The sequence below is a fragment of the Vasconcelosia minhoensis LEGE 07310 genome (assembly GCF_015207255.1).
In the GTDB taxonomy this organism is placed as follows: Bacteria; Cyanobacteriota; Cyanobacteriia; order Phormidesmidales; family Phormidesmidaceae; genus Vasconcelosia; species Vasconcelosia minhoensis.
Genome location: NZ_JADEXG010000032.1, coordinates 1 through 22,098 on the forward strand (window position 1 = coordinate 1; position 22,098 = coordinate 22,098).

Here is a 22,098-nt window from a genome sequence, read left to right on the forward strand (position 1 = left end):
GGGGTGGGTAGAATAGAGGGGTAGATGGGTAGAGGGTAGAGGGTTGTGGGTATTGCGCTGAAGCGTCCGGTACTGGTGGGTGGACTGGGGTTGACGGCTGGGCTATGGCTGCTGGATGTGGTGGAGCAGTCGCCGGTGGATAGCTCGATGATGATGGGCGCGATCGCGCTCGGCTCTGGGCTCTGGTGGCTAAAAAATCTGGGCAAGCCAACCGTTCCCGTTTGGGAAAAGCCCGCCGCCGCAGACCGCGCTGCCGTGGAAGCCGCGCTAGCCGAAGTCAATGCCGTTTTAGAAGCCCTGGCGACTGAAGCCGAATTCAACCCCTCATCGCTGACTGCGATTGAATCCCAGATCGCCACCCAGCGCCAGGCCCAGGCTGACATTCTCAAAGGCTTAGACCGGGGTTTAGACCGGGGCTTAGACCGGACGGATCTAACGCTGGCCATCACCGGCGGCAAGGCCGTTGGGAAGACTGCGCTAGCCGCCCAGCTGACCGCGAACTGGCAAGCTGAACAATCCCAAATTACCCTGCTGGACATAGGCGAAGCCCAGACCGCCGAGCTGGCTGCTGCCGACCTAGTGCTATTCGTCGCCGCTGCCGACCTGACCGATTCAGAATTTCAGCAGGTCCGGACATTCGTCGATGCGGGACAGCCGCTGCTGCTAGTTTTCAATAAGCAAGACCAGTATGCGCCGATGGAGCGAGCCCAGATTTTGCAGCGTATGCAGGCACAGATGGCGGAATTAGGGGTGGAGGGAGTCGCGATCGCGACCGTCCCCAGCCCAATCAAAGTCCGCCGTCATCTGCCCAATGGCGAGGTGGAAGAAACCTATGAGCAGCCCGCACCTGAGCTAGACGCCCTGACCGCAAAGCTGACCCAGCAGGTTGAGCAGGAAGCTCAGACATTAGTGATGGCCACGGCCCTGCGCCAGGCCAAAGCGCTGAAAGTATCTGCCCAGGCCTTGCTCAACGACCAGCGCCGCCAGCAGGCCTTACCCCTGGTCGAACAGGCCCAGTGGATTGCTGCCGGAACCGCCTTTGCCAGCCCGCTGCCGACCTTAGATCTGCTCGCGACGACGGCTATCAACGCCCAGCTGATCCTCGACCTGGGAGCGGTCTACGGTCAGAAGTTCTCCCTGGAGCAGGCCAAAGCCGCCGCGGGTACCTTGGCCGAGCTCACCGTCAAGCTCGGCCTGGTTGAGCTCACCAGCCAGGCCCTGAGCAGCCTGCTCAAAAGCCACGCCGTCACCTACGTCGCGGGCGGCGTCCTCCAGGGCGTCAGCGCAGCCTATCTGACCCATCTGGCCGGGCTCAGCCTGATTGACTTTTTCGAAGCCCAAAGCCAGCTCGACCCCCGCGATCGCCAGTTCACCTTTGCCCAGCTTGGCCCCCGGCTCCAGGCCCTCTTCCAGCAGGGCACGGGACTTCAGACCTTTGCCCGCCAGGCTCTGAAGCATCTGCCCAGCTCGCAGGCGGTGACGGTAGATGCCTCAGCCGCGTCTCTCTAGCCCAACGCCATGACGCCGTCTTCTCCCCATCCCCTGGTTAAGCAGGCCCGCAGCAGTTTGCGACAGGCCGTTGACCGCTTTATTCCGCAGCTGAAGCTGGCCCGTCATGACGATGTTGGCTTGCAGCGGCAGGCGGCGGTTAAACAGGGTATTGACCAGCTCACCAGCCTAATGGGCAAGCTTGACGGCTCCCTGCTGCGAGTTGCGGTCTTTGGCCTAGTCAGCCGAGGCAAGTCAGCCGTACTCAATGCCCTAGTGGGCGAAAAAATCTTGGAAACCGGCCCGCTCAACGGAGTGACCCAGTGGCCCCGCTCCATTTACTGGACACCTTTGGTCGAAACGATTCACTCACCGGGGCAGCTGCTTAAAATTGAGCTGATTGATACGCCGGGGCTAGATGAGGTGGCCGGGCAGGCGCGGGGCAAAATGGCCGAGGAGATCGCCCGGCAGGCCGACCTGATTCTGTTTGTAGTTTCCGGCGACATCACCCGCACCGAATATCAGGCCCTGCGGCAGCTCCATGACACCAAAAAGCCGCTGTTGCTGGTATTTAACAAAGTTGACCTCTATCCCGAAACCGACCGACAGGCTGTCGCCAAGAATCTCCAGGCGCTGTGGCAGCAGTCTGAGCAGCGGGCCGCCCTGCCGACTGGCAGTCTGGTCGATGACATCATTCTGGTGGCGGCTGAGCCCAGGGCCGTGCCGGTGCGGGTCGAATGGCCCGACGGTCGCGTCACCGAAGAGTGGGAAACGCCCCCGGCGCAGATCGAGTCGCTGAGGCAGGCGCTGATTCGCCTGGTGCAGACTGAGGGGCCAACGCTGGTGGCCCTGAACGCGCTGCGGCAGGCCGAGCGGATTGAGCAATCTCTGGCCCAGGCCACTACGGCGCTGAATCAGGGCGATGCCGAGCAGATTATCTGGCAGTATGCAAAATATAAAGCGATCGCGGTTTCCCTCAACCCCATCGCCATCCTCGACCTGCTCGGCGGCATCACCTCTGACCTAGTGATGATCCGCTCCCTGGCCAAACTCTACGGCTTCCCCATGACTGGCTTTGAAGCCAGCAGCCTCTGGCAGGCGATTGTCCGTAGCTCCGGTGTGCTGCTGCTGAGCGAGCTGGGCGGCGGCCTGCTGCTGGGCTTTGGCAAGAGCGGCGCGGCAATCTGGAGCGCCTTTGAAAGCGTCTCGGGGTTCACCGCCTACGCTGGGGTAATGGCGGCCCAAGCCGGGGCGGCAGGCTATGGTACCTACGCTGTTGGCCAGGCTGCTAAGGTCTACCTAGAGCAGGGCTGTAGCTGGGGACCCCAGGGCGTAAACACCATCATGCAAGAGATTGTGGCCCAGTCAAAGCAAGACTCAACCCTAGATCGCCTCCGCCAGGAAATCCGCGAGACGATTGGGGTTAAGAGATAGGGCAGCTATGGGCAGACGTCAGCGCCGCTTTCTCAGGAGCACTAGGGCAGAAGCAGCGATAAGCATGACTAGCGGTACCATAACACCTACATTTAATCCTGGCTGACTGTCAGCTTCAGCCGCCGACCGAGTGTCGTATTCAGGCGGTACCACCAATCGATTGGGATTAGCCACCATTATTAGACCCATTACTAATCATGCCGTTCTGCAATGTGATCCAGAAGTTTACTCAGATGCCGAGCCTGCAATATCTTCTAGTAGAATCGTGTTTAGCAAATTTAATTCGCTAGACGCCATAAAGTATCGGTTATCAAACACGGTTGCTAACTGACTAATCGCTCGCTGCCCGGCCACGGCAGCCCAGGGAAAGCCTTCGTACCTGGCCACGACAGGCATCACAACGCCCTGGGGAATCAAAGCCCTGCCCAGCGCATTTCGCCACGTAGCGGGGTCTTCCAGCAGCTTTTGCCTAACGCCATCCTCAGTCTGTTCGCGCCAGAAATGGGGATAGTCAATGGGTAAGGCCACAAGCATATGGTCGGTTTGGGTATCTTGTAGCGTAGAGTATTCCCGCACTGAAGCCTCTTTTTCGCGAATTAGGAGGCGGTGGAGCTCCTTAGCCGGATGCTTTAATTTGGAAGGCAACCTTCTATTCTCAAAAATTTTCCTCAGCAGCCCAAGTAGTGAGCCTCTACTTTCGTTGATGTCTCTGCGCCAGGACTCAAAGCTGAAGCTCTCTTCGGACCTTCGTCCCCGCCAGTCTTCAATCCAGAAAGGGCCTGCGCAGGTCAGCTCTGGGGGAATGATCAGAGCTTTCTGGTCAGGAATTGCCAGCAGGCTGCTGTTGGGGCGAGAGACGGTTTTCGATAGTCCCTCGATTAGATCGTAGTCTACGAAGGACGAGCCTTTCTGGTGAGGAGACTTCCCTTTGAGCTGGAAATGGGCGAACAGTCGCTTCACCAGCTGGGAAGCTTTGGTGACTAAGGCTTTCTCTTCATCGCTGTAGCTATCATGTAAGAAAACCTGGGCTTCCTGCAAGAAGTCTCGTAAGTCGGTAGACAGGAGGCTAAGCAGTTCTTCGTCACCGACAAAACCGACTGGCACAAAAGCAATGCGCTGCCGTCGTAACCCAGCGTCACCCTTGATCCGGGTGTGAATGGTAGAGCGCAGCATGACCAGCAGCGTTAGCAGATCGCTGGACTGGCGTAGCCAGCGGCGATCGCGATCCGTCGCCCCATCGTCAATCACAAAATCATTGATCAGCATTACCAGCCGTCTGGCCTTGTCATCTCCCGACCGCTGCTCACCGGTTGCCGGATCGGTATACCAGCCCCGACCCCGATAGATCAGCTGGGCCACTTCCATCAGCGCCGCTTCCACGTTGAACCGGGGCACTGAGGCAATGATCCGGTCCGTTTTAGGGAAGGAAACGCCCCTCGCGCCAGAAGAGGTCATCAGGAAGACGCGTACGTCATCCCGCTGCGGCTCCTGTACCAGCTTCAGCCGATCGGCCTCGGGGACGCTCTGGTCTAAAACTTTCACCTGTTCGGCAGGTAGGATGGCCTCTTTCCCTCCAGCCGTGAGGCTTTCGCGCAGCTGGCGCAAAAAGGCTTTGTCCTGGGCGAAGTAAATAATCTGCTCTGCGCCCGCTTTTAGGGCAAGCTCAATTTCGGCCTGGGCATTTTTGAGCAATTCTTCACCGGCCTGGTCTCGCACCGCTTTGCGAATGGACTGAAGCTGGCCGTCGTCGGTGAGACCTGGCGTGATGGAGGCCAGCCGAATGCTGTAGTCAATCTGGAGCGTAGAGGCCGGGTAGCTATTGGTCATCACATGCAGGGTCGGATATTTCCTCAATCCGACTTTCATTTTGGTACCCGTGACCCGAAAGGGAGCGCTACCAGCCGTCGGGCTGATTAGGATTTTGTCTGGGGCGCGATCGCCAGAATTCAAATAGCTGTTGAGCACGACCTCATTGCTCAAAGAGGCATCAGAGATAATCAGCACGACCCGGAAGGGACAGTCTTCGCCTTCAAAGGGCGCGATAAACTGCTCGCTGAGCCACTCCGCCAGGCTATGACAAAATAGCGCCCCGGCCCCATCTCCGGCGACCTCATCGACCATCGCAATGATAGTAGGTATTTTTTGGGCAAAGGCTTTTCGCTCTTGTATGCCTAAGCGAGTATCTGCTTTGTTTTTAAACAACTTACTCAGCGCATCGACAGTGGTGCGATTCTTCAAGGCGCGGTAGCCCTGGATTGCCGCTGTCATCACTAGCCGGTTTACCTTTGGATTTTCCTTTAGCAGCTTGCGAGCAGAGGTCGCCAGCGTTCTCAGGACACCGGGTCGCTCCTTTGATCGGACGCTGTCTTCGCGTTCATTTAGCGACTGTTTATACTTTTTAGATGAGACAATATCAGTGTCAATCTTCTGCTCATCATCCGGCGAGATAAACAGGGTATTGCAAATGGGGTGTTTGAGATGGGTGACTCCATCCACCACAACAGCGCCATCGATCTGCCGCCTTTGAGCGGGCTGCTCCCTGGTCTGTTGCTCATGCCACTGCGGCGCGGCGGAAATCAGCTTGGCATTGGACGTGAGGGTGAGAATACCTCTGGGCTGTCCCTCAGAATTGTGGGCCAGTTTGGCCGTAACGTCGCGATTGATCACTACTCGCGGGCTGACGTAGAGAAAGCAGTAGCCTTCCGTTTGCTCAGAGAGAAATTGAGTAACAGCGGTTGTTTTGCCAATGCCGGGATTGCCTTCTAGCGCAATCACGTTCAGTTTGCCGGGCTGAGCCGCTTTGAGCCCAGCGACAACTGCTGCTGCATGGGCGTTCCTCAAGGTGATATTGCTTTCAAGTGATAGCCGCTGATTTAGGGCTGAAGCCAGATGGGAGCGGGGGTCGCTGCCGAAGAACTGTTCCAGGGCTGGGGTTGACTGAAGGGACGCGATCGCAGCTTCCACTGACAGCTGCTGCATCGGCTTATAGAAGTCCTCAACCGTCTCAGTCAGCCTGAATTCTAGCGGCCCGTCCAGGTCGGGCGTTTCGCCAATCTGCCTGGCCTGCTTTCTGAAATCCGACGGCAGCGATCGCACCAGCTTATTGAACACCAACCGAATCTCACTCTGTAGGTCAGCCGGTGAGATATCGCGCCGCTGGCTGGCTTGCCGATAGGCGCGGCCCAGTGAGGCCATCAGCTGGACTCTGGGATCTAGGTCGGCGTCAGGCTCTGCAAAGGCAGCAGAAATGCTTTCCAGGCCGTTGGAGGTGACCGCGATCGCGCTGGCCTTGCAGCGTTGAAAACGGCCCTGCTTGACTAGCACATGGACTAGCCGCTCAGTATAGGAAGACGCCTGGCAGAGCTTATAGAGTGGCTTATCCTTGCCGCTGAAAGCTTTCAGATGGTCGGCGAGCTGGTGGCTCAGCTTTAGCTCGCTGCCTCCGACCTCGGCACAGACTCGGGCAAAGACGCCCCGCGATTCCATGTAGCGGGCATAGCGATGAATTTCATCACAGTGAGGGGCTTCAGTTCTGAAATCGGCCAGCTCAGGCAGGGCATTGCAGGAAAACTCCAAACAGAGAATCAGATCTTGGGGCTTTTGATTTTTACGGTTAACGGCAGGACTGCCAGACTTCAGCCATAGCAGGAAGTCCGCTCTGCCGGGATAGCCTGTCTGGAGCATATCATGGTCAGCCGGACCGGGCAGATTAAACGCCGTTTTGAAGGCAAGCGCATCCTGGTCACTTTCCACATCGACAGGCGATTCAGCCGCGCCGGGCAGCGTCAGCGGGCACCAAATTGCTTCAATCCTGGGCTGCTTAGGCGCATTGTGCGCCAGGCAGGCTCGCATCGTGCTCCAGCCCAGCCCATAGCCAAATACCAGCAGATGCCGAGTGCCGGACTCAGTCCATTCCTTTGCATTAGGGTCAGTCGTCTTGAGAGCGGCGTTAACGCCTTTCGTAATGTCCGCGATTCTGTGCTCGTGCCATTCCTTCAAAGCCGGGTGGGAGGGCAGCAGCAGCCCTTGATGCATGAGCTGAGCCAGCACGCCTCGCTGCACCGCAATTTCAAAAACGCGACCCCAGACAGACGCCTGGTCGAGAAAATTGTTTTCCATTACTGCTGCCTCCGATGCAGGACCTGAGCCACATGGGTCAGAATTGCCGGATAGCTCAGGTAGCTCCGGCCTTTGCGCCGAGATTGGAGAATCTCAACTTCACCAGCGGCTGCTTTGGTTGTCGGAGAAATCCAGCTAAAGGGGTCTAGAACTGGCATCAGCTGTCCGCCTTTTACCCCCCGCTCAGCTTCCATAAAGTGCAGCCCGCGTAGAACCGAAACCAGGCAGGGGTGAACGGGAGAATTTCCCTCGGGGTTTAGCAGGTGCTGACGGGCTCGCTCAGTCCAGGTAATGTCAGTCACCCGCCGGTCTGACACCAGGTAGTAGGCACAAAATCCAGACTGCGGTCGTTTTTCCTCCTCAACTACATGTAACGTCGCAAAGGTGTAGATGGGAATAATGTCCCGGTCACTGTCTATCGGGAGATTGCGCTGGAAGTCAATGTGGTCCCCCGCATTCCGGATCTCAAAGGCCGCTTCTCCGCTTCCGCGTTTGCGGAGCCGGGTGGCCGGAAAAACGTCCCTCAGCATAGGATAAATGGTCAGCTCGGGAAAAGTTTGGAAGACTTCTTCGAGAAAGGCAACGGGCGTTAGCAAAGAATTATAATCCGCTGCACGATTGAGATGACGACTGCCGTAGGCGTGGGAGATGAGGATAATATGCTGGCAGCCCAACCCTTTCAAATGTCCAATTTCTTCCCGTACTAACCGCTGCTTTTGCAGCTCTTCCTGGGAGCTGACAATATCAGACTGCATCCGCTCGGCTTTCAACTCATAGCCTGGAAATGGCTGGTTTATGGCAGAAGCGGTGTAGCTCTGGGTCATCAACAAATGATTGCTGCTGTCGCGATCCAGAAACGGCATTTCGTCACAGGGACGGGTTGAGTAGGAAATCAGGCCAATCTGCTCAACCGCAGGTGTATTTTCGGTAGCAACCCTCAGGGGAAAGCTGCTGAGCATGGCATCAAAAGAGCCCGATTTTACATAGCGAACGGAGCTGTCGCCGGAAGTCAGGTTTTTCAAAGTCACTCCCTGCATCCGGATGGCAGTATCCTGAGCCAGCATCGCTTCTATGGACTGAGCTGCTGCGTAGACATAACTGTCGCCTTCACTCTCGCTATCTTTTCCAGCTTCCTGGAGACGTAGCATCAGCGTGGTGAAACTATGGGAATCGTCTAGGGGCAAGGCTTGAAGACGCTTGATTAGCCGCCATAAGCAGCAGTAAGTCAGAACAGTGAAGGCAGTGATAGCGGCTGCGTGCAGCTGGTGGGTGTTTTCATTCGAATTCTTCTTATTACGAGCTAAAGTCCGAATCTCATACTCGACCTGTACAGCGGCTGGAAGTGCCCAAGATCTAGCTATTTTCGCAGATTCCGTCAGCACGTATTCCTTATTCTTTGAAGCTTCATAAGGCACCCAGAGAACTTGCAAAAGCCGTCCAGAAAACCGCCGCTGGGCTTGAATAGTCTGAGCCTCTTGTTCTTTTATAACTAGATTATGCTCGGCCAGCTCGGTCGTAACTTTTACCGAAAACAGCAGCTGCGGAACGTCAGGGCTATCGGAAATCTCAAGGTACTTAAACCATTCAATTTTTTCCTCTGACTGGTTTTGAGAACTCTTCAGCAGGTCTCTCACGCCGGGCTCTGCCCCTTCCAGGCGGTTCCAGGCTACGATGCCATGCTTCACGCAGATGAACTGCTGCGCGGTTCGTCGCTGAGTCTGAGCCAGGATCTGACTGCCCTTGCGCTTGAGCAGGTCGATCAGCGCATTGGCAATCTCAGTCATAGTGCTGGCGCGGCTCCGCAAGTCTTGAAGCAAATCTCTAACGAAGGCTTGAATGGAAGGATTTTCCTGTTGCTTCAGGGTACTGATTCGAGATTGGATGGCTGCCGCGATCGCGCCTACTGAAGTTTCCGGATTTGCCTCGGTGCGGCTAGGGATAACCGCATCTAGCACCAGCAGCTCAGCCAGCCGACGACGGGAAAAACTTCCAACCCTATTTTTCCCCAACAAAGCCTCTTCGAGCTTATCAAGCCGGGTGTCAAAGGCTGGCTTCTTAGTCTCAGGATTATTACCGTTAATCCGAAATCGGTAGCTCACCTCTCGCTGCACCCCATAGCTCGCCTGGCTGCTCCCCTTTTTTTCAAACATCTGAGCCTTCCCCTCGGGCCAGACGGACAGACAGTGGAAGAACGTAGCCTGATTCAGAAACTCCTGGAGGTCAAATTCGCCTCTCTCGCCGTAAAAGGCCGTCAGGTCAATATATAGCTCGCCTGCCTTACTAGTCTCTATCAGGGCAACTACCCGGTCTACATACTCAACCAGTTTTTGGTTCTTCGCCTGCGTGCTGCTGCGGGCATGATCTGCGATCGCTTCCATCAGCCTCACTGCGACGCTAAGCCTGACGCGGGCCAGGGCCTCGCTGTCCAGGAAATTTAAAAAACGGACAATCTGGCTATCGGCTCGTTCGCGTTCGGCGACCAGACTGGCGATCGCGCTTTCAATTTCGTCTTCTTCAGCGTCCCGCTGTTCAAGGTGAACCGCGATCGCGTCCTGCATTCGGGTAAAGCAGTCATCCGCCTCGATCCGCTCTACCGCCGATAGCACCTTGGCCACCGCCGAATCGGGAACCTTCTGAGCACCGGGAGCAAACTTCAGGCTTTGGAGTTTGGCCTGGTGGGGGGCGTCTCTAAACTTAGCTTCGGCAGCAGACGCCAGCGTTCTTAGCTGCTGGACCGGATCGTCTAGCAAAAGCTTGGACAGCTCGCCTTCCGGCAGTGCTAGGTCTAGCACCTGGTTAATCGTGGCCATCAGCCGATCGAGGTGGCCTGGCAGCCGTTCCCGATTGCCTGCAGTAAGTTCTCCCCCCAGTTTTGCCTGCAAGCCAAATGAGGGAGGCTCAAAGTCGCGAATGAAGCCGCTGGAATCGCCCGACTTAAAGGCTTCGCAAAACTGAGGATGGGAAAACAGCCTGAGTAGAACAGCCGAGGTGCAGATTCTTAAGCGATTGCGCTGGGGGTTGAATAGAAAGAGCGATCGCTGCTTCGGATCTGGGTCTTCAAACCTGGAAAAATTCCCGCTAACAGCTACTGAATCTGCTAAAAGCTCTATCAGCTTCGCTAGATTCACAGATGGCTGATTTGAAGGTGCCTGAATGTTGGCACCTCTGTCCTGAGTATTCATTTTGCCGGTCCTCCTTCTCAGCCCAAGGCTGCTTCACCCGCCCTGATGACCAACCAGAGGAGTGGGATCAAATAACAGGTAAACCGATTATTCCCTAGTTGTCAAGTCCCATTCGTGAAGACTTATGAAGGAGGCATGTTTTTTAAAGTGAATTGAGGACATGCAATTTTGAGCGCCAGTCTTCGTCGTCGTAGCGGAAAGTCACTATACAGTAGCCCGCTGCATACTGGAGATTTTCCCGAGCAATCCGATCCTGGGCTTGCTGGTCGGGGTGGTCGTGGGCTGAGCCATCGCAGAAAACGGCGACTTTTGCGCTGCGATAAAGAAAGTCGGGTTTGACATTGGCATCGGGAATCAGCTCCTGAGCGGCGTCGGGTAGCTTCAGTCCCCGGCTGTATATCTCATCCAGGACTTCTCGTTCGAAGGCTGAGTTTGGGTCGGTTCGGGACCGGAGCTGCTGATACTGTTCTTCGCGAGATGTACCCTGACTGTGGCGATGGATTGTGCTGGCGGTGAGCTGTTCTAAGTATCCTCGAATCGCATGGCGATCGAATAGCGGATGGTCAAACTGGTTGCGGTAGGAAAGAAGGCACTCATAGCAAGCCTTAGTGCAGCTCTCCTTCTCGTCAATAAAGTGGCAGATATCTAGCGCTTCTTTGGCTAACTTTTGGAACGCCGTAGGATTTTCTACAATCTGCGATAAAACGCCAGCACCGCCTTCCGAAGCTTCCCAGAAGAGAATATATTGCCCCTGACCCAGTCGTTCTGAGGCGAGTTCATTTTCCTCCAGCTTATAGACAGCCTGGATTGCCCGCTCCATAGCGGATTGGAAGCTGGCTAGAAATGACTCCGGCTGAGATATGGGAATATGGATCAGAAGCACATTGCAGACATCGTCAACCATCAGATGGACCTCGCGCTGCAAAGTATCCGAACTTTCTTCTCCGCGCGAGTCACCCCATACGCCGGTGGCGCTATCAACTTTGAAGCCGCTTTCCTGACTGCTTCTCAAGCCTCGATTAATTCGCCAAATGCTGGCGGTATCTCCGTAGGTGAGCTCCAGCAGCTTTGTTCCATCTTCGGCGGTGACCAATGCCTGTTCGCGCTTTTGCGGGTCAAAGCGGAAATGGGTGGTGACGTTATAGCCGTACTTCAGGCGCTCTTCTTCATCACAGGTGATGCGCTCACGCCGCTTGGTAAGCATCGTTTCCATGCTCAAAACGCGGCTGAGCTTTCCGAGGTTTCCGAAACTATCGGAGCCGATCTTGGCGCTACAGTTTTCGCAGAGGTCGCGCTGCCAGTCATCGCCGGGATGCAGATAGCCACACCGGGGGCAGAATGCACCCCGCTTGTAGCCGCTTTCGATGCCTTTGACGGGAATTCGGGTTTTCGAGATCTGGAACTTGCTGCCCTCATAATAGAGGATATTTTGAGGCGCGAATTCGCGAATGGCAACGACTCGGGGGCGAGAGATAAACTCGCCATCGTTTCCGGCATGGATATAAGCACGTACCGGCAGTCGAGGAAAGTTGTAGCCGGGGAGAAAACCTTCAGAGGCAAAGTATCGGTAGGGATAAAATTCCAGCTGAGACTGATTTTTTCCCTGGTTCGTTTGACTAACCAAGAGATCAATCTGCCTTTTTGCTTCCCACTCCAGGGCTTCGGCGTTTTTACGCTCTTCCTGGGATACTAAACCCTTGGTCGCCCGATCGATGATCTGTCGCGAATTTTCGCGCTGGGTTACCGCGTCTTGATAGAGATTGCGCCAGCGATCGCAGGCTCGATCAAAGCGAGTTAAAGCATTTTCAATCGCCTGGCGGAGGAAATCTTCGGTATACCATAGGGCTCTTTGCAGGTCGGTCTGGCAAAAACTGTCTTCTAGAATCGCTTTGGCGGCCTGGAAGCAGCGCTCCAGCGCATCGATACCTAAAGTTAGCTGGTCTCGAATGCTCTGCTTGAGTGGAAAGCTATCCGTCTCTAGATCAAGAATCTGGTTCATCGAATGCTCCAGGTAAAGCCCGGTGTGGGCCAGCCAGAGCGAGTGAATATGCGACTTCACCAGGTCCTGATTGCCCAGTTCTAGCTTAGGAGGCACGACGACGCCAGCCACCATTTGCTCAGGTCGCTTGAAGAAATACTGATCGTGACCGCTGCCCACCGAAGCATAGGAGATCACAAGTGCTTCCTGGCCGCTGCGTCCGGCTCGACCACTGCGTTGGGCATAGTTGGCCGGGCTGGGCGGCACATTTCGCATATGGACGACGTTCAGGTCCGAAATATCGATTCCCAGCTCCATGGTGGGTGAGCAGAACAGGGTTGAAAGTTCTCCATTTCTGAACCGAGATTCTCGCTGCTGGCGGGCCTCATTCTTGACCTGGCCCGTATGTTCCCGGCCCTCCATGTTTTGAACGCTCGACCCGCTTTGGGTGTAGAAATCTTGAAAAAACTGATTGACTGCTATTTGGGCATCCTCACTCCCCTGTAAGCGCTTGGAAGTCATCGGATCGGGGGAAATGTAGGTTGCTTTTTGAGCTGTCCATAGGAGCGCGTCGATTCGCAGCTGCACCTCCTGCCCTTCCTGGAGCAGGTAGCCCGCATCTGCCAGGGCGATCACCAGCGTTCGGATCAGGCTGGTATAGTCCGCCTCAGATATATTTTCAGACCGCCAGGGCCAGGCTCGGGGCGATCGCAGAAATCGGCCAATTTTACTCCGAGCCGTGAGCTTCATTCCGCCTTGCCCAGGCTCTGACGCCGTCGCAGTCGAGGCCCATCGGGCCTCATGCAGCTTTTCGTAGGGATCAAAGCTCCAGGGATCTTTGATCGCCTGTCTGACCTCGCGCTTGAGCTGTTCTAGCCGCTGGGGCTGGAGCAGTTCGGCATCGAGCACCAGGTCTTTACGCAGCTGGTCGAGCATAGCCCGGATCGCAGCCTCTCGCTGTGACGGCGATGCCTGAAGCAAAATTGGGTGGGGATGCTTTTGCCAGAACTCTTCTGCTCGACAGACTCCCTGAAGATCCTGATATTCAATCGCGAGCAGGCCACACTGTTCCAGGTTGGGCTGCACAATTCGCCAGCCCTTGCGGAGGTCTTCATAGAGCCGATACTCGATCAGATTGCGAAAAGCCTCCTCGTTCCGCCGCTTACCGGGGCCATAGTCGGCCACTTGCCTAGCATAGTCAGCCTGAGCTAGCCCCATCTGCTCAACGACGGCCTGGGCTAATTGGGTATGGGTGAGCTGCTGTTTTGCCTGCATCGCACCGTTTAAGGAAGCCCGCAGCAAACTCGTCTGGACAAAGTCGTTAAAATGGCCTGCCTGGAGTGAGGCATCCTGACGATTATCGGTGAAGCTGAGGATTTTTTGCGCCTGGGCCGGAACCGCCCCGCTGCTTTTCAGTCGGTTGACCGTTGAAAGGCACAGCAGCGTTGTCGCGGTACTTCTGCCTTCGCTACTCAGGCGCGACAGCTTAGTAAACTCATTTTTGCGCTTGTCATGGACGACGCCGCAGCTCAGACAGGTGAGGAAGGGCTTGGGGGTAAACCAGTAGGCAGTCCCTTCCAGCATCGAGGAGGTAATCCGACCGTTGGGCAAAACTCGCAGCTTTTGAGGAATGAACCTGGCGTAGTCCTTCTTAGGCACTCTGCCGTAGCGTTTGGTTTCGTTGAACCAGGTATCGGGTAGGCGGTCTTCTTCCTTCTCGTCCCAGAGTCCCGGCTCATCCAGGGTGATGTAGCCTTCCTGCACCTCGTCATTTTCCAGGGAGCTGAGGGCAGTTGGCAGCAGCGGCCTAACCTCCTGCCGATCGCGATCCCGATGCACCAGATAATAGTCCTGACCGCATTCCCGGCAGAACACCAGCGGATAGAGCAGGCGATCGCCGGTCGTGGAATATTGGCCCTCCAGGGTGAGCTCGCGCTGCTCAGGCGGCTCAGCCGTAGCATAGACGCTGCCGCCTTGGGAGACAAACTGGTGCAGGCGAAAGGCCAGCCCCTCCCGAGTTTTTTTGGTCTTACTGCCCCAGAGAAACATCTGCCGCAGAATCTCAAGACAGTGCAGCGAGTCAGCCTGCGTTTCGGCTGCTAGCTGAGCCGCTCCGTTCTGAAGGGAAATTGGGGTGCGACGCACCAAATGCGCCTCTTCTACTTTTTTTAGGCCAAAGGTCATCTCGATCCAGGCGGCCAGGGGATGGGCTTGAAAGGCTTCCAGGGTTTGCTGATCGGCTGGAGGGAGTCCTGCCGCGATCGCGCTTTTCAGCTCTGCCTGAGTCGGGTCTGGGCGCTGAATCGCACGTTCCAAGGTCTCATCGATCACGCTATCGACCTTGACCTCGGCCCCAAAGAGCTTGCTAGCAACCTCGGCCACGGTTTGATTACGGCTAGGCCGCGTGCCTTCGGTGGACATGGTGGCGCTGGTGCCGATGCAGAGCAGCGTTTGGCCACAGCGCTGCCGCAGCTTGCGGATCAGGAGCGCCACATCGGCTCCCTGGCGACCGCGATAGGTATGTAGCTCATCGAGAATCAGAAACTTCAGGTCGGGGGAAGCGACCAGCTTCTCTTCCTGATTGCGGCTGAGCATCAGCTCTAGCATCATGTAGTTAGTCAGGAGAATCTGCGGCGGATTGTTCTGGATCTCCGTTTTTTTCGCCAGGCTCTCCTGGCCGGTATATTGCTCAACTCGAATCGGTGACCCGGGTACGTTGTTTAGATATTTGTCGAACTCTTCTTTCTGGGAATTAATCAGGGCGTTCATCGGATAGATCAAAATCGCCCGAACGCCTTTTACACCTGGATTTCGCAGCAGATCATCGAAAATCGGCACCACGTAGGTCATGCTTTTGCCCGACCCGGTTCCGGTGGTCAGGACATAGGGTTGCTGGCGATGGGCCTGGCGAAATGCCTGCTCCTGATGCCGATGAAAGGTGTATTTGGAAATGTAGTCGGGGAAATAGCGATCGCACTCCCGATGCAAGATGCCTTCGTTAACCAGGCTCGGTAAATTAGCCCCGCGCTGAAATGACGGGTTGAGCTGCACTAACGGATCGGGCCAGAGTTCGCCCTTATCCAGCTCCTGATTGACGAAAGCTTCAACCCGGCGATCGCGAATCTTGAGAAAGCTTTGAATGTATTCCCGATAGTCCCCGATCACTGCATCCCGCAGATTGAAAATATCCAGGGTCGGCTGAGGCGCTTCAATCGGCTGCGGTTCTAGAATCGGTTCCGCAGGGGTGCGGCCCTGGCGCTGATCCATCCACTGCGCCAGCTGCGCCGCCAGTCCCTCGGTTAGGGTGTCTGTATTGATCACTTCAGCCAGGTCTATCGAATCCCAGGCGGGCGGAATCGCCGCGAAGAGTAGATTCAGCTGCGCTGGCTGAAGCTCTTCCACGCCCGTGCAGTCCAACCAGGCATCGCCCTGGGCGATCAGGATAGAAAACGGCCTGATCCGGTCTTCGCTTTGCTGGAGCAGCTCCTGGAGCTGAATCGGAACTTTCATCGAGAATGACTACCTCTGCCAGTCGGGGTCTGTAAGCGGGTCCAAAAACGATGAGGGATTTGAGCGTGAGCCGCAGACCAGCAGGGCTCGCATGGCTCGGGAGCAGCCCACATAGAACAGACGACGCTGCTCGTCTGAAACCGCCGCCAGCTCATCGTCGGGCAAGTCGGCACTAATGTAAGGCAGTATGCCCTGGCGCAGCCCCACGATTGCCACGAAGGGAAATTCTAAGCCTTTGGCCGAGTGGAGGGTCAGCACCTTGATGTAGGTGCCCTGTAGATCAATATCGCGACCTGAGACAAACTGCGCCGCTGTGCCCTGGTCTACCAGGCGCTGCGCGATCGCGGTTCCCATATCTTTGCGCGGGCACAGCACCGCGCCGCCGTATATCGGCAGGCGAAAGCGTTTGGCCGCCGCCTTAAAAAAGGCAAGGATCAGCCGACTTTCCTGCTCGACGCTATCGGTGAGGACGAGGGTCGGGGTAGCCCCCTGGTAGGCAGAGGGTTCCAGGCTGAGGCTGTCTGCGTCTCCGGCAGCGGTGTCTGCTAAAATCGTGCGGCAGGCCGCCATGATCTGCCGAGTATTGCGATAGTTTCGCTTCAGCTGTAGCGTCCGCCCCGATACCTTCAGATCGGTGTGGATCTGCTTCCAGCTAAAGCCGCGCTGATAGAGAGACTGAGAGGCATCGGCGGTGAGGTAGAAGCCCTTGAGCGACGGCACCAGGGCCAGCAGAAATCGCAGGGCCACGGGCGATAGGTCCTGCGCTTCGTCAATCACGATGGCTTGGTAAGGGGGGTCTGGCAGCTGCTCTGCTACGGCCAGGGCCTGACAGCGAAGCTGCGGCCAGGTGGTCCAGCCGTCCCGCTGCATCAGCCGCCGCCAGGTCTGGTAGACGCTCCACAGCGCCGTTCGCACGGTCGCCTGGAGCGGGACGCCGCGCCCCCGCCGCTCCAGGGCCAGGTATTCGTCCAGCGTGGTTAGGCCCCAGCCGTCGATCACGTCCTGGATTTCCTGCATCAGGTAGGGCAGCCCCAGCCGCTCTAAGGTCTGGCGGCGGACCTGGAGATCAAAGGCATTTTTGGCTGGGATAGCTGTGGTGTGGAGGGCTTCTCTGAGTAGCGCGAGCCGCTGAGCTTTGTCGGCAAACTGAGGCTCGCCGTGGGTTTGGACGTAGTAGCGACGGGCGAGGGCGTCAACGGTCGCCACTTTGACGCCTGCCCGGTCGAGGGGTTGGCCCAAGAGCTGACTCAGCAGCTGCTCGGAGTAGGTGACCAGAGCTTTGGTAAAGGTAGTAAATAGGACGGGCTTGAACCCCTGCGCTAGCAAATTCTGAACCCGGTAGAGGGCCAGGGTAGATTTGCCCGTGCCGGGGCCGCCCTTGACCAGAATCGGGCCTTGCTTGCCAAAATCCCTGAGCTTTTCCTGCTCTGGGTCGAGCTTGAGGAGAAAATGGGTGAGGCTGCCTGCGACAAAGCGTTCGAGGTCTTCGGGCTGCTGGAGCACGTACTCGCGCTCTTCGATAATGTCTTCTATAGGTTTGGGATAGAGGTTGTCAACGATGCGCTGGATATACTGCTCGGGAACGGGCAGCTCCAGCAGGGCTTCGGAATGGGAGGTCGCCTGGATAGCTGACCAGTATTCGGGCGGAAGCTGCCACTGCCGAAGGACAGCATCAGTCAGCTCAAAAGGGAGTGAGGTTTGGATTAAAGAAGTCGCTTCGTCGGCCCCAGCGGCCTCAGCTGTGGCCGTTGGGGAAACGGTCGCAGGGTCTGACGGCACGACCTCGATGGCTTGGGGGTCTAAAACGCTGCTCTCGGGCGGTGGTGCTGGGTCATCAACTTCGGATAGCTCGATTTCGTAGGTGCGCTCGTCGCGCTTGCGCACGCTGAGCAGCTTTACCCAGCCCTGACCGAAGCTATAGAACAGGCGATAGTCGCCCATGCGGACGCGGTAAACGTTATTGCTATAGCCTCTCAGCTTTTTGGCATCGCCCTGGGCAGAAATCGGGTCGGCTTCAAGCACCTTCAGCGTTTTTTTGATTTTCTTTTGAACTGCTTTAGGAAGATTCAGCAGCTCGCTGTAAAAGGTTCCGGTGAAGGATAGCGCCCAGGGGGTCATAGCAATTTACGGTGGGTAGCGACGCAGGAGTTTTAAGGATATCAAGGCAATGCGTGAGAGGCTTAATACATGCCTCCCCAAGCGTCTAAAATAGTCAGCATTCGCTTATCGCCTAAGCCTTTGACGCGGCTGACGACATCTGTAAATGAGGTAAAGGCAGACTGCTCGCGAGCCTGCTCGATGCCCTGGATCAGCTTTTCTGCATTTTTGCCGCGAATACCGATAGCCGCCAGCTTTTGCAGGAGGGCTGAGGTGCTGGAGGTATTGAAAATCTCCAACGGCTCAACTTTCTGAGGAATTTGCTGCTGGAGCTGGGTGAGCTGCTGCTCCAATCGGCTGATGTCGCGCTGGTGGGCCTGCTTCATGTCTTGCAGGGCTCCATCCAGTCGAGATTCTAGATTGGTCAGGCGCTGCTCTGTGGTGGATGTCGCGGCTGGGGTCGCAGTTTCTGCTGAGGCTTCAGGCGGGCTCGTAGGCGGTGACTGATGCAGCGCGGCAAACTGGTCAATGGCAAGTTCTGCCATTTTGTCTGGGATGACAAAAGCGTTGACCATTTCCCCAGCGCGGGAGTTGATTTCTTTGGCTCTGACGGCGGCGTAATATTCGCGATCGCCCGCCAGCACTTCGTAGGACTCTATCCCGGTTTGCTTCAGCAGCAGGGGAGACAGCAGCCCGCCCGCTGCCAGAATGCTCTGGGCCAGGGTCTCCAGCTCGGCTTCTTTAAACTTTGAGCGCGGAGCCCCTGAGGTAATGCTCTTGACGTCTACCTGATAATATTCGCTCATGGCTAGGCTCCAATTTTTTGCATGACTTCGAAGGAAAGGTTTCTGAACTCTTTGACCGAGTCACAGTTACGGTCAAACTCAAAGATGGATTTTGGGTCGGGAACTTCTAAATTGCCCATGGTCAGAGTTTTATTGACGCAGTTGGACAGGGCCACCCGCTCGTAAATGACAGTATCAAGTACCGGAAACCCATAGCGTTGAATCACGGCTTCTTTTTGTTTAGGAAAAACAAAGTCCAGATATCTTGAATTGGTGAGCACCTTGGAGGGCAGCACCCCGAGCACTTTCAGAGGCTGTTTGCCAATGCTGGAGCGGGTTTCATTGGTTTCCTGAACAAAGTTTTTAACATTGCTCAATCCCTGATTGGCAAAAGGTTTCATATCAGAGGGGATGATCAGGTAATCGGCTGCAATCAGGGCAATTTCGGCGTAGAGATCTCGGGAGGGAGGCGCATCGACAATTACAACATCGTAGTCATCCTCTACTCGCTGAAGTTTGGTATTGAGGCGCAGGCGGCTAGCGGCAAAGCGGGTTAGCTGCTGCTGCACATCAATTAGCGTAATGTGGGAGGGGATAATGTCGATTTCTGGAGTATTGAATTCCTGTGATTTGCGGACTATTTCGGGGATGAAGTCAAATTCGCTGGAGCTGAGCAGCTGTACGACGTTCTTGCCTTTGATGTCATCTTCTTCCTCGAACTGAAATTTGATTAGCCCTGTGGCAAAGGTAGAGTTTGCCTGGGCGTCGATGTCGATGAGCAACACTCGCTTGCCCTTATTCTTGAAGGCGGCGGCGAGGTTGACGGCGGTGGTGGTTTTGCCGACGCCGCCTTTATTGTGGTAAATCGCGATCGTTTTCATGGGTGTTTTTATAACGGCTTTTTGGGAATGGGGCTTGGGGCGTATTCTGCTTTGGTAAGCGTTCTGATTGCCCTCACCCTAAATCCCTCTCCCTGGGGAGAGGGACTTTGAATCTGGCTGCCCTTCTCCTTGGGGAGAAGGGGCTGGGGGATCAGGGGCACAGGCTTCTCATAAAATCAGTTTGTAGGATAAGGATGCTTTTAACCATGACGGCAGCCTCAATCAGGTTTTTGATTGGTTACGTTTCGGTGATTAGAATTCTGTTTGCCAGCTGAATGAACTGCTCACTTTGACGAAAACGAAGGTGTTTCAGTTTTCATAACCAAACTCCTTCCGCTTTGACGTTATGAAGAAAAGGGGTGTCGCTAGAGTCAAATTTATCAAAGGAGACAAAGTGGCGAGAAATAAGAACGTCATGTTCAAGACTAATTTGAGCTATGAATTGACTTGTATTATCAATTTCTTGATATGGATTAATAGATCCTTTTAGAACTACTAGGATATCGATATCTGAAAATTCATGGCTTTCCTCTCTAGCCTGAGATCCATACAATATGAGCGCTTTTAACCGCTCTCGATAATAAGATGACAAATGGTCTTTGACTGCTTGAAGGATTGACTTAAGTTGAGGGTGCTGCATGGGTATGAGTTAGATGTCATGCTGAGTTTGTAATCGTTTTGGGGCTAGACGGTGATGAGGCTTCGGATTCGATTGCTCTTGTTTCTTGATGTCTTGATATAGAGCTTCGAGATTATAGTTAAATTCAGCGGCATAGGCGTCGCGAATAGCGCGGATTTCTTGCACGATTGGGTCATCTTTCATAGTTCATCTTCCATAAGTTCTTCGGGGGTACAGATAAATATATTATTTAGACTCTGCTTAAGCTTCGTCGTTGAGTTCTAAACACAGAAAATGTTTAACACCGTACTCTTCACAAAAATTAGGTATAGATTGCTCCATATTTTCAAGATTTGATGGAACTCTGACCTCAGAAACCCTGTCAGAAGAGGTAATTCTTAGAAAACCATTTTCGATTGGTATTGGGAATCCTGCTTTGCAGGAAAGCACTGAAGTCAATACATCAAAAAGGTTTGCTTGCCTTGTGCTAAATGGCGGCTTCTTAACTCTTCTTAACAAGTCTATTAGCTGGTCGTTATTCCACTTATCCGAGGTGCGGCAGAAGTGGTCGTACTTCAAAACTGGATTATGCCAAATGCAGGTAGAGCCCCAAATGTCAAAATGGCTATGTCTTACTCCTGGCTTGCACTCAAGAACAAATAATTCCCAAATTGCTGCTAAATGAATCCATCGAGCCTGACGACGTAGCTGGTCACTAAAATGAGAGATTTGGGAAGATGTCTGCATGCTGTCCCATTGGTAATATGATTGAGAACAAATGCGAGGATATTTTGCTTCAAATAAACATAGCTTTGCCTTGGCAGCTTCCTTAAATAAAATTAATGCATCGCAACCGAAGGTGCTCTCTTGTAGTCTATTGAGCTTCTGTGAATGTAAATAACAACGAAGGTTGAAAGCCTTCCATGTCCTTCGTATTTCATTGGCCAAGGCAGATACATAGTCATCTTCGCCTGCTATAACTCCGTTATATAATTCATTTCGAGTATCCTGATCGGCACGGTACGCAATAGCGGCTGCCAAAATTCGGATGGGACTCACTTTAGTCATTTCTCTTCTCAAAACTTGGTAGAGCCCGTATCACTGATGATCATATTTAGCGGTCAACTCTTCGGTGAGAGTTTGCTTATAGGTGATAGAGAGGTCTTCTTCGATTGAGACGCAGCCGATCAGTCCGCTTTCCTTAAATTTTTGGTACGTGCTTTTCTCAGGCTTGTCTTCTGGTTGGGCAGGCTCTGAATAGCGCTGTTTGAGAAAGCTGACGAAATCGAGGACAAGCCGTTGGGCTTCCTCGGGTAAGACGGCGATATCGGATTGGATGTGGTTGAGGTCAAGCATAGGACTATGTTTTATCTGAGCTGCATAGGGCTGTCTGTTTACCAAACGAGGGACATATCGAGGGTGAAGCCGGGTAGGATGGCTTCGCCGGATAGCTGGCTGGGATTATTTAACGTTTCTACCGGTTTGCCAGGGCGGTAAATTTGGACGGTGCGAGTTTTGCGCTCGATCAGCCATCCCAGCTGAACTCCGTTGTTGATATACTCTTGCATTTTGGTTTGGCTGGCTGGCAGGGTATCGGAGGGCGACAGCAGTTCCAGCACAAAGTCGGGGGCGATGGGGGGAAATCGTTCTCGCTGGGCCGGGGTGAGGGCCTGCCAGCGGCTTTGTTTAATCCAGGCGATATCGGGCGATCGCTGGGCTCCGTTGGGTAGCCTGAAGCCGGTGGAAGAATCGAAACAAATCCCCAACTGGGTTTGACGATTCCAGATCGCAAAATCTGCGCCGATTTCAAAATTGCGATTGCCCGTTTCGCCACCGGTGGGGGACATAATCACTAGGGTGCCGTTTGCATTGCGCTCGAATTTGACCTCGGGGTTGGCCTGACACAGCTGATAGAATTGCTCATCGGTGAGGTCAATGACGGGGTTGAGATCAAGGGTTGACAAAATCATAGGCGGTGGGAGTTGGCAATGCCGATCCGGCGGGT

At 54.9% G+C, this 22,098-nt stretch carries 13 protein-coding genes; 2 read left to right on the top strand and 11 right to left on the bottom strand.

The window, feature by feature from the left end:
- The first annotated feature begins 45 nt into the window (after nt 1-45).
- A complete protein-coding gene (locus IQ241_RS26180) occupies nt 46-1,509 on the top strand; it encodes a slr1306 family protein (protein ID WP_193908196.1) in 1,464 nt (487 codons plus the stop codon).
- A 9-nt stretch (nt 1,510-1,518) separates the two neighbouring features.
- On the top strand, nt 1,519-2,922 hold the full coding sequence (locus IQ241_RS14010; protein WP_193908199.1) for a GTP-binding protein: 1,404 nt from the start codon (nt 1,519-1,521) through the stop codon (nt 2,920-2,922).
- 225 nt (nt 2,923-3,147) lie between these two features.
- Here the strand turns inward: IQ241_RS14010 and IQ241_RS14015 are convergent, their stop codons facing one another.
- The 11 genes from IQ241_RS14015 to IQ241_RS14065 all read right to left on the bottom strand — a co-directional run bounded on the left by IQ241_RS14015 (nt 3,148) and on the right by IQ241_RS14065 (nt 22,063).
- Nucleotides 3,148-7,041 (bottom strand): helicase-related protein, encoded by a 3,894-nt coding sequence (locus IQ241_RS14015; RefSeq protein ID WP_193908201.1) that lies wholly within the window; start codon nt 7,039-7,041, stop codon nt 3,148-3,150.
- A complete protein-coding gene (locus tag IQ241_RS14020; protein ID WP_193908203.1) occupies nt 7,041-10,223 on the bottom strand; it encodes a hypothetical protein in 3,183 nt (1,060 codons plus the stop codon). The genes IQ241_RS14015 and IQ241_RS14020 overlap by 1 nt, the downstream gene beginning before the upstream one ends.
- Nucleotides 10,224-10,365: 142 nt before the next feature.
- On the bottom strand, nt 10,366-15,711 hold the full coding sequence (locus tag IQ241_RS14025; protein ID WP_193908205.1) for a DEAD/DEAH box helicase: 5,346 nt from the start codon (nt 15,709-15,711) through the stop codon (nt 10,366-10,368).
- A 9-nt stretch (nt 15,712-15,720) separates the two neighbouring features.
- Nucleotides 15,721-17,829, bottom strand: coding sequence for a 3'-5' exonuclease (locus tag IQ241_RS14030; protein WP_193908207.1), 2,109 nt, complete (start codon nt 17,827-17,829; stop codon nt 15,721-15,723).
- Nucleotides 17,830-17,891: 62 nt separating this feature from the next.
- Complete coding sequence (locus tag IQ241_RS14035; RefSeq protein WP_193908209.1) at nt 17,892-18,614, bottom strand: ParB N-terminal domain-containing protein; 723 nt, start codon at nt 18,612-18,614, stop codon at nt 17,892-17,894.
- Nucleotides 18,615-18,616: 2 nt separating this feature from the next.
- Nucleotides 18,617-19,474 (bottom strand): ParA family protein, encoded by an 858-nt coding sequence (locus tag IQ241_RS14040; protein ID WP_193908211.1) that lies wholly within the window; start codon nt 19,472-19,474, stop codon nt 18,617-18,619.
- Between the two features lie 316 nt (nt 19,475-19,790).
- A complete protein-coding gene (locus IQ241_RS14045) occupies nt 19,791-20,114 on the bottom strand; it encodes a nucleotidyltransferase domain-containing protein (RefSeq protein WP_193908213.1) in 324 nt (107 codons plus the stop codon).
- A 9-nt stretch (nt 20,115-20,123) separates the two neighbouring features.
- Nucleotides 20,124-20,297, bottom strand: coding sequence for a hypothetical protein (locus tag IQ241_RS14050; RefSeq protein WP_193908215.1), 174 nt, complete (start codon nt 20,295-20,297; stop codon nt 20,124-20,126).
- Between the two features lie 57 nt (nt 20,298-20,354).
- A complete protein-coding gene (locus IQ241_RS14055) occupies nt 20,355-21,161 on the bottom strand; it encodes a hypothetical protein (RefSeq protein WP_193908217.1) in 807 nt (268 codons plus the stop codon).
- A gap of 30 nt (nt 21,162-21,191) precedes the next feature.
- Nucleotides 21,192-21,449: a DUF2281 domain-containing protein gene (locus IQ241_RS14060; protein WP_193908219.1), complete on the bottom strand. Its 258-nt coding sequence runs from the start codon at nt 21,447-21,449 to the stop codon at nt 21,192-21,194.
- Nucleotides 21,450-21,487: 38 nt separating this feature from the next.
- Nucleotides 21,488-22,063, bottom strand: a complete 576-nt coding sequence (locus tag IQ241_RS14065) for a Uma2 family endonuclease (protein WP_193908221.1) — start codon at nt 22,061-22,063, stop codon at nt 21,488-21,490.
- Nucleotides 22,064-22,098: the final 35 nt, after the last annotated feature.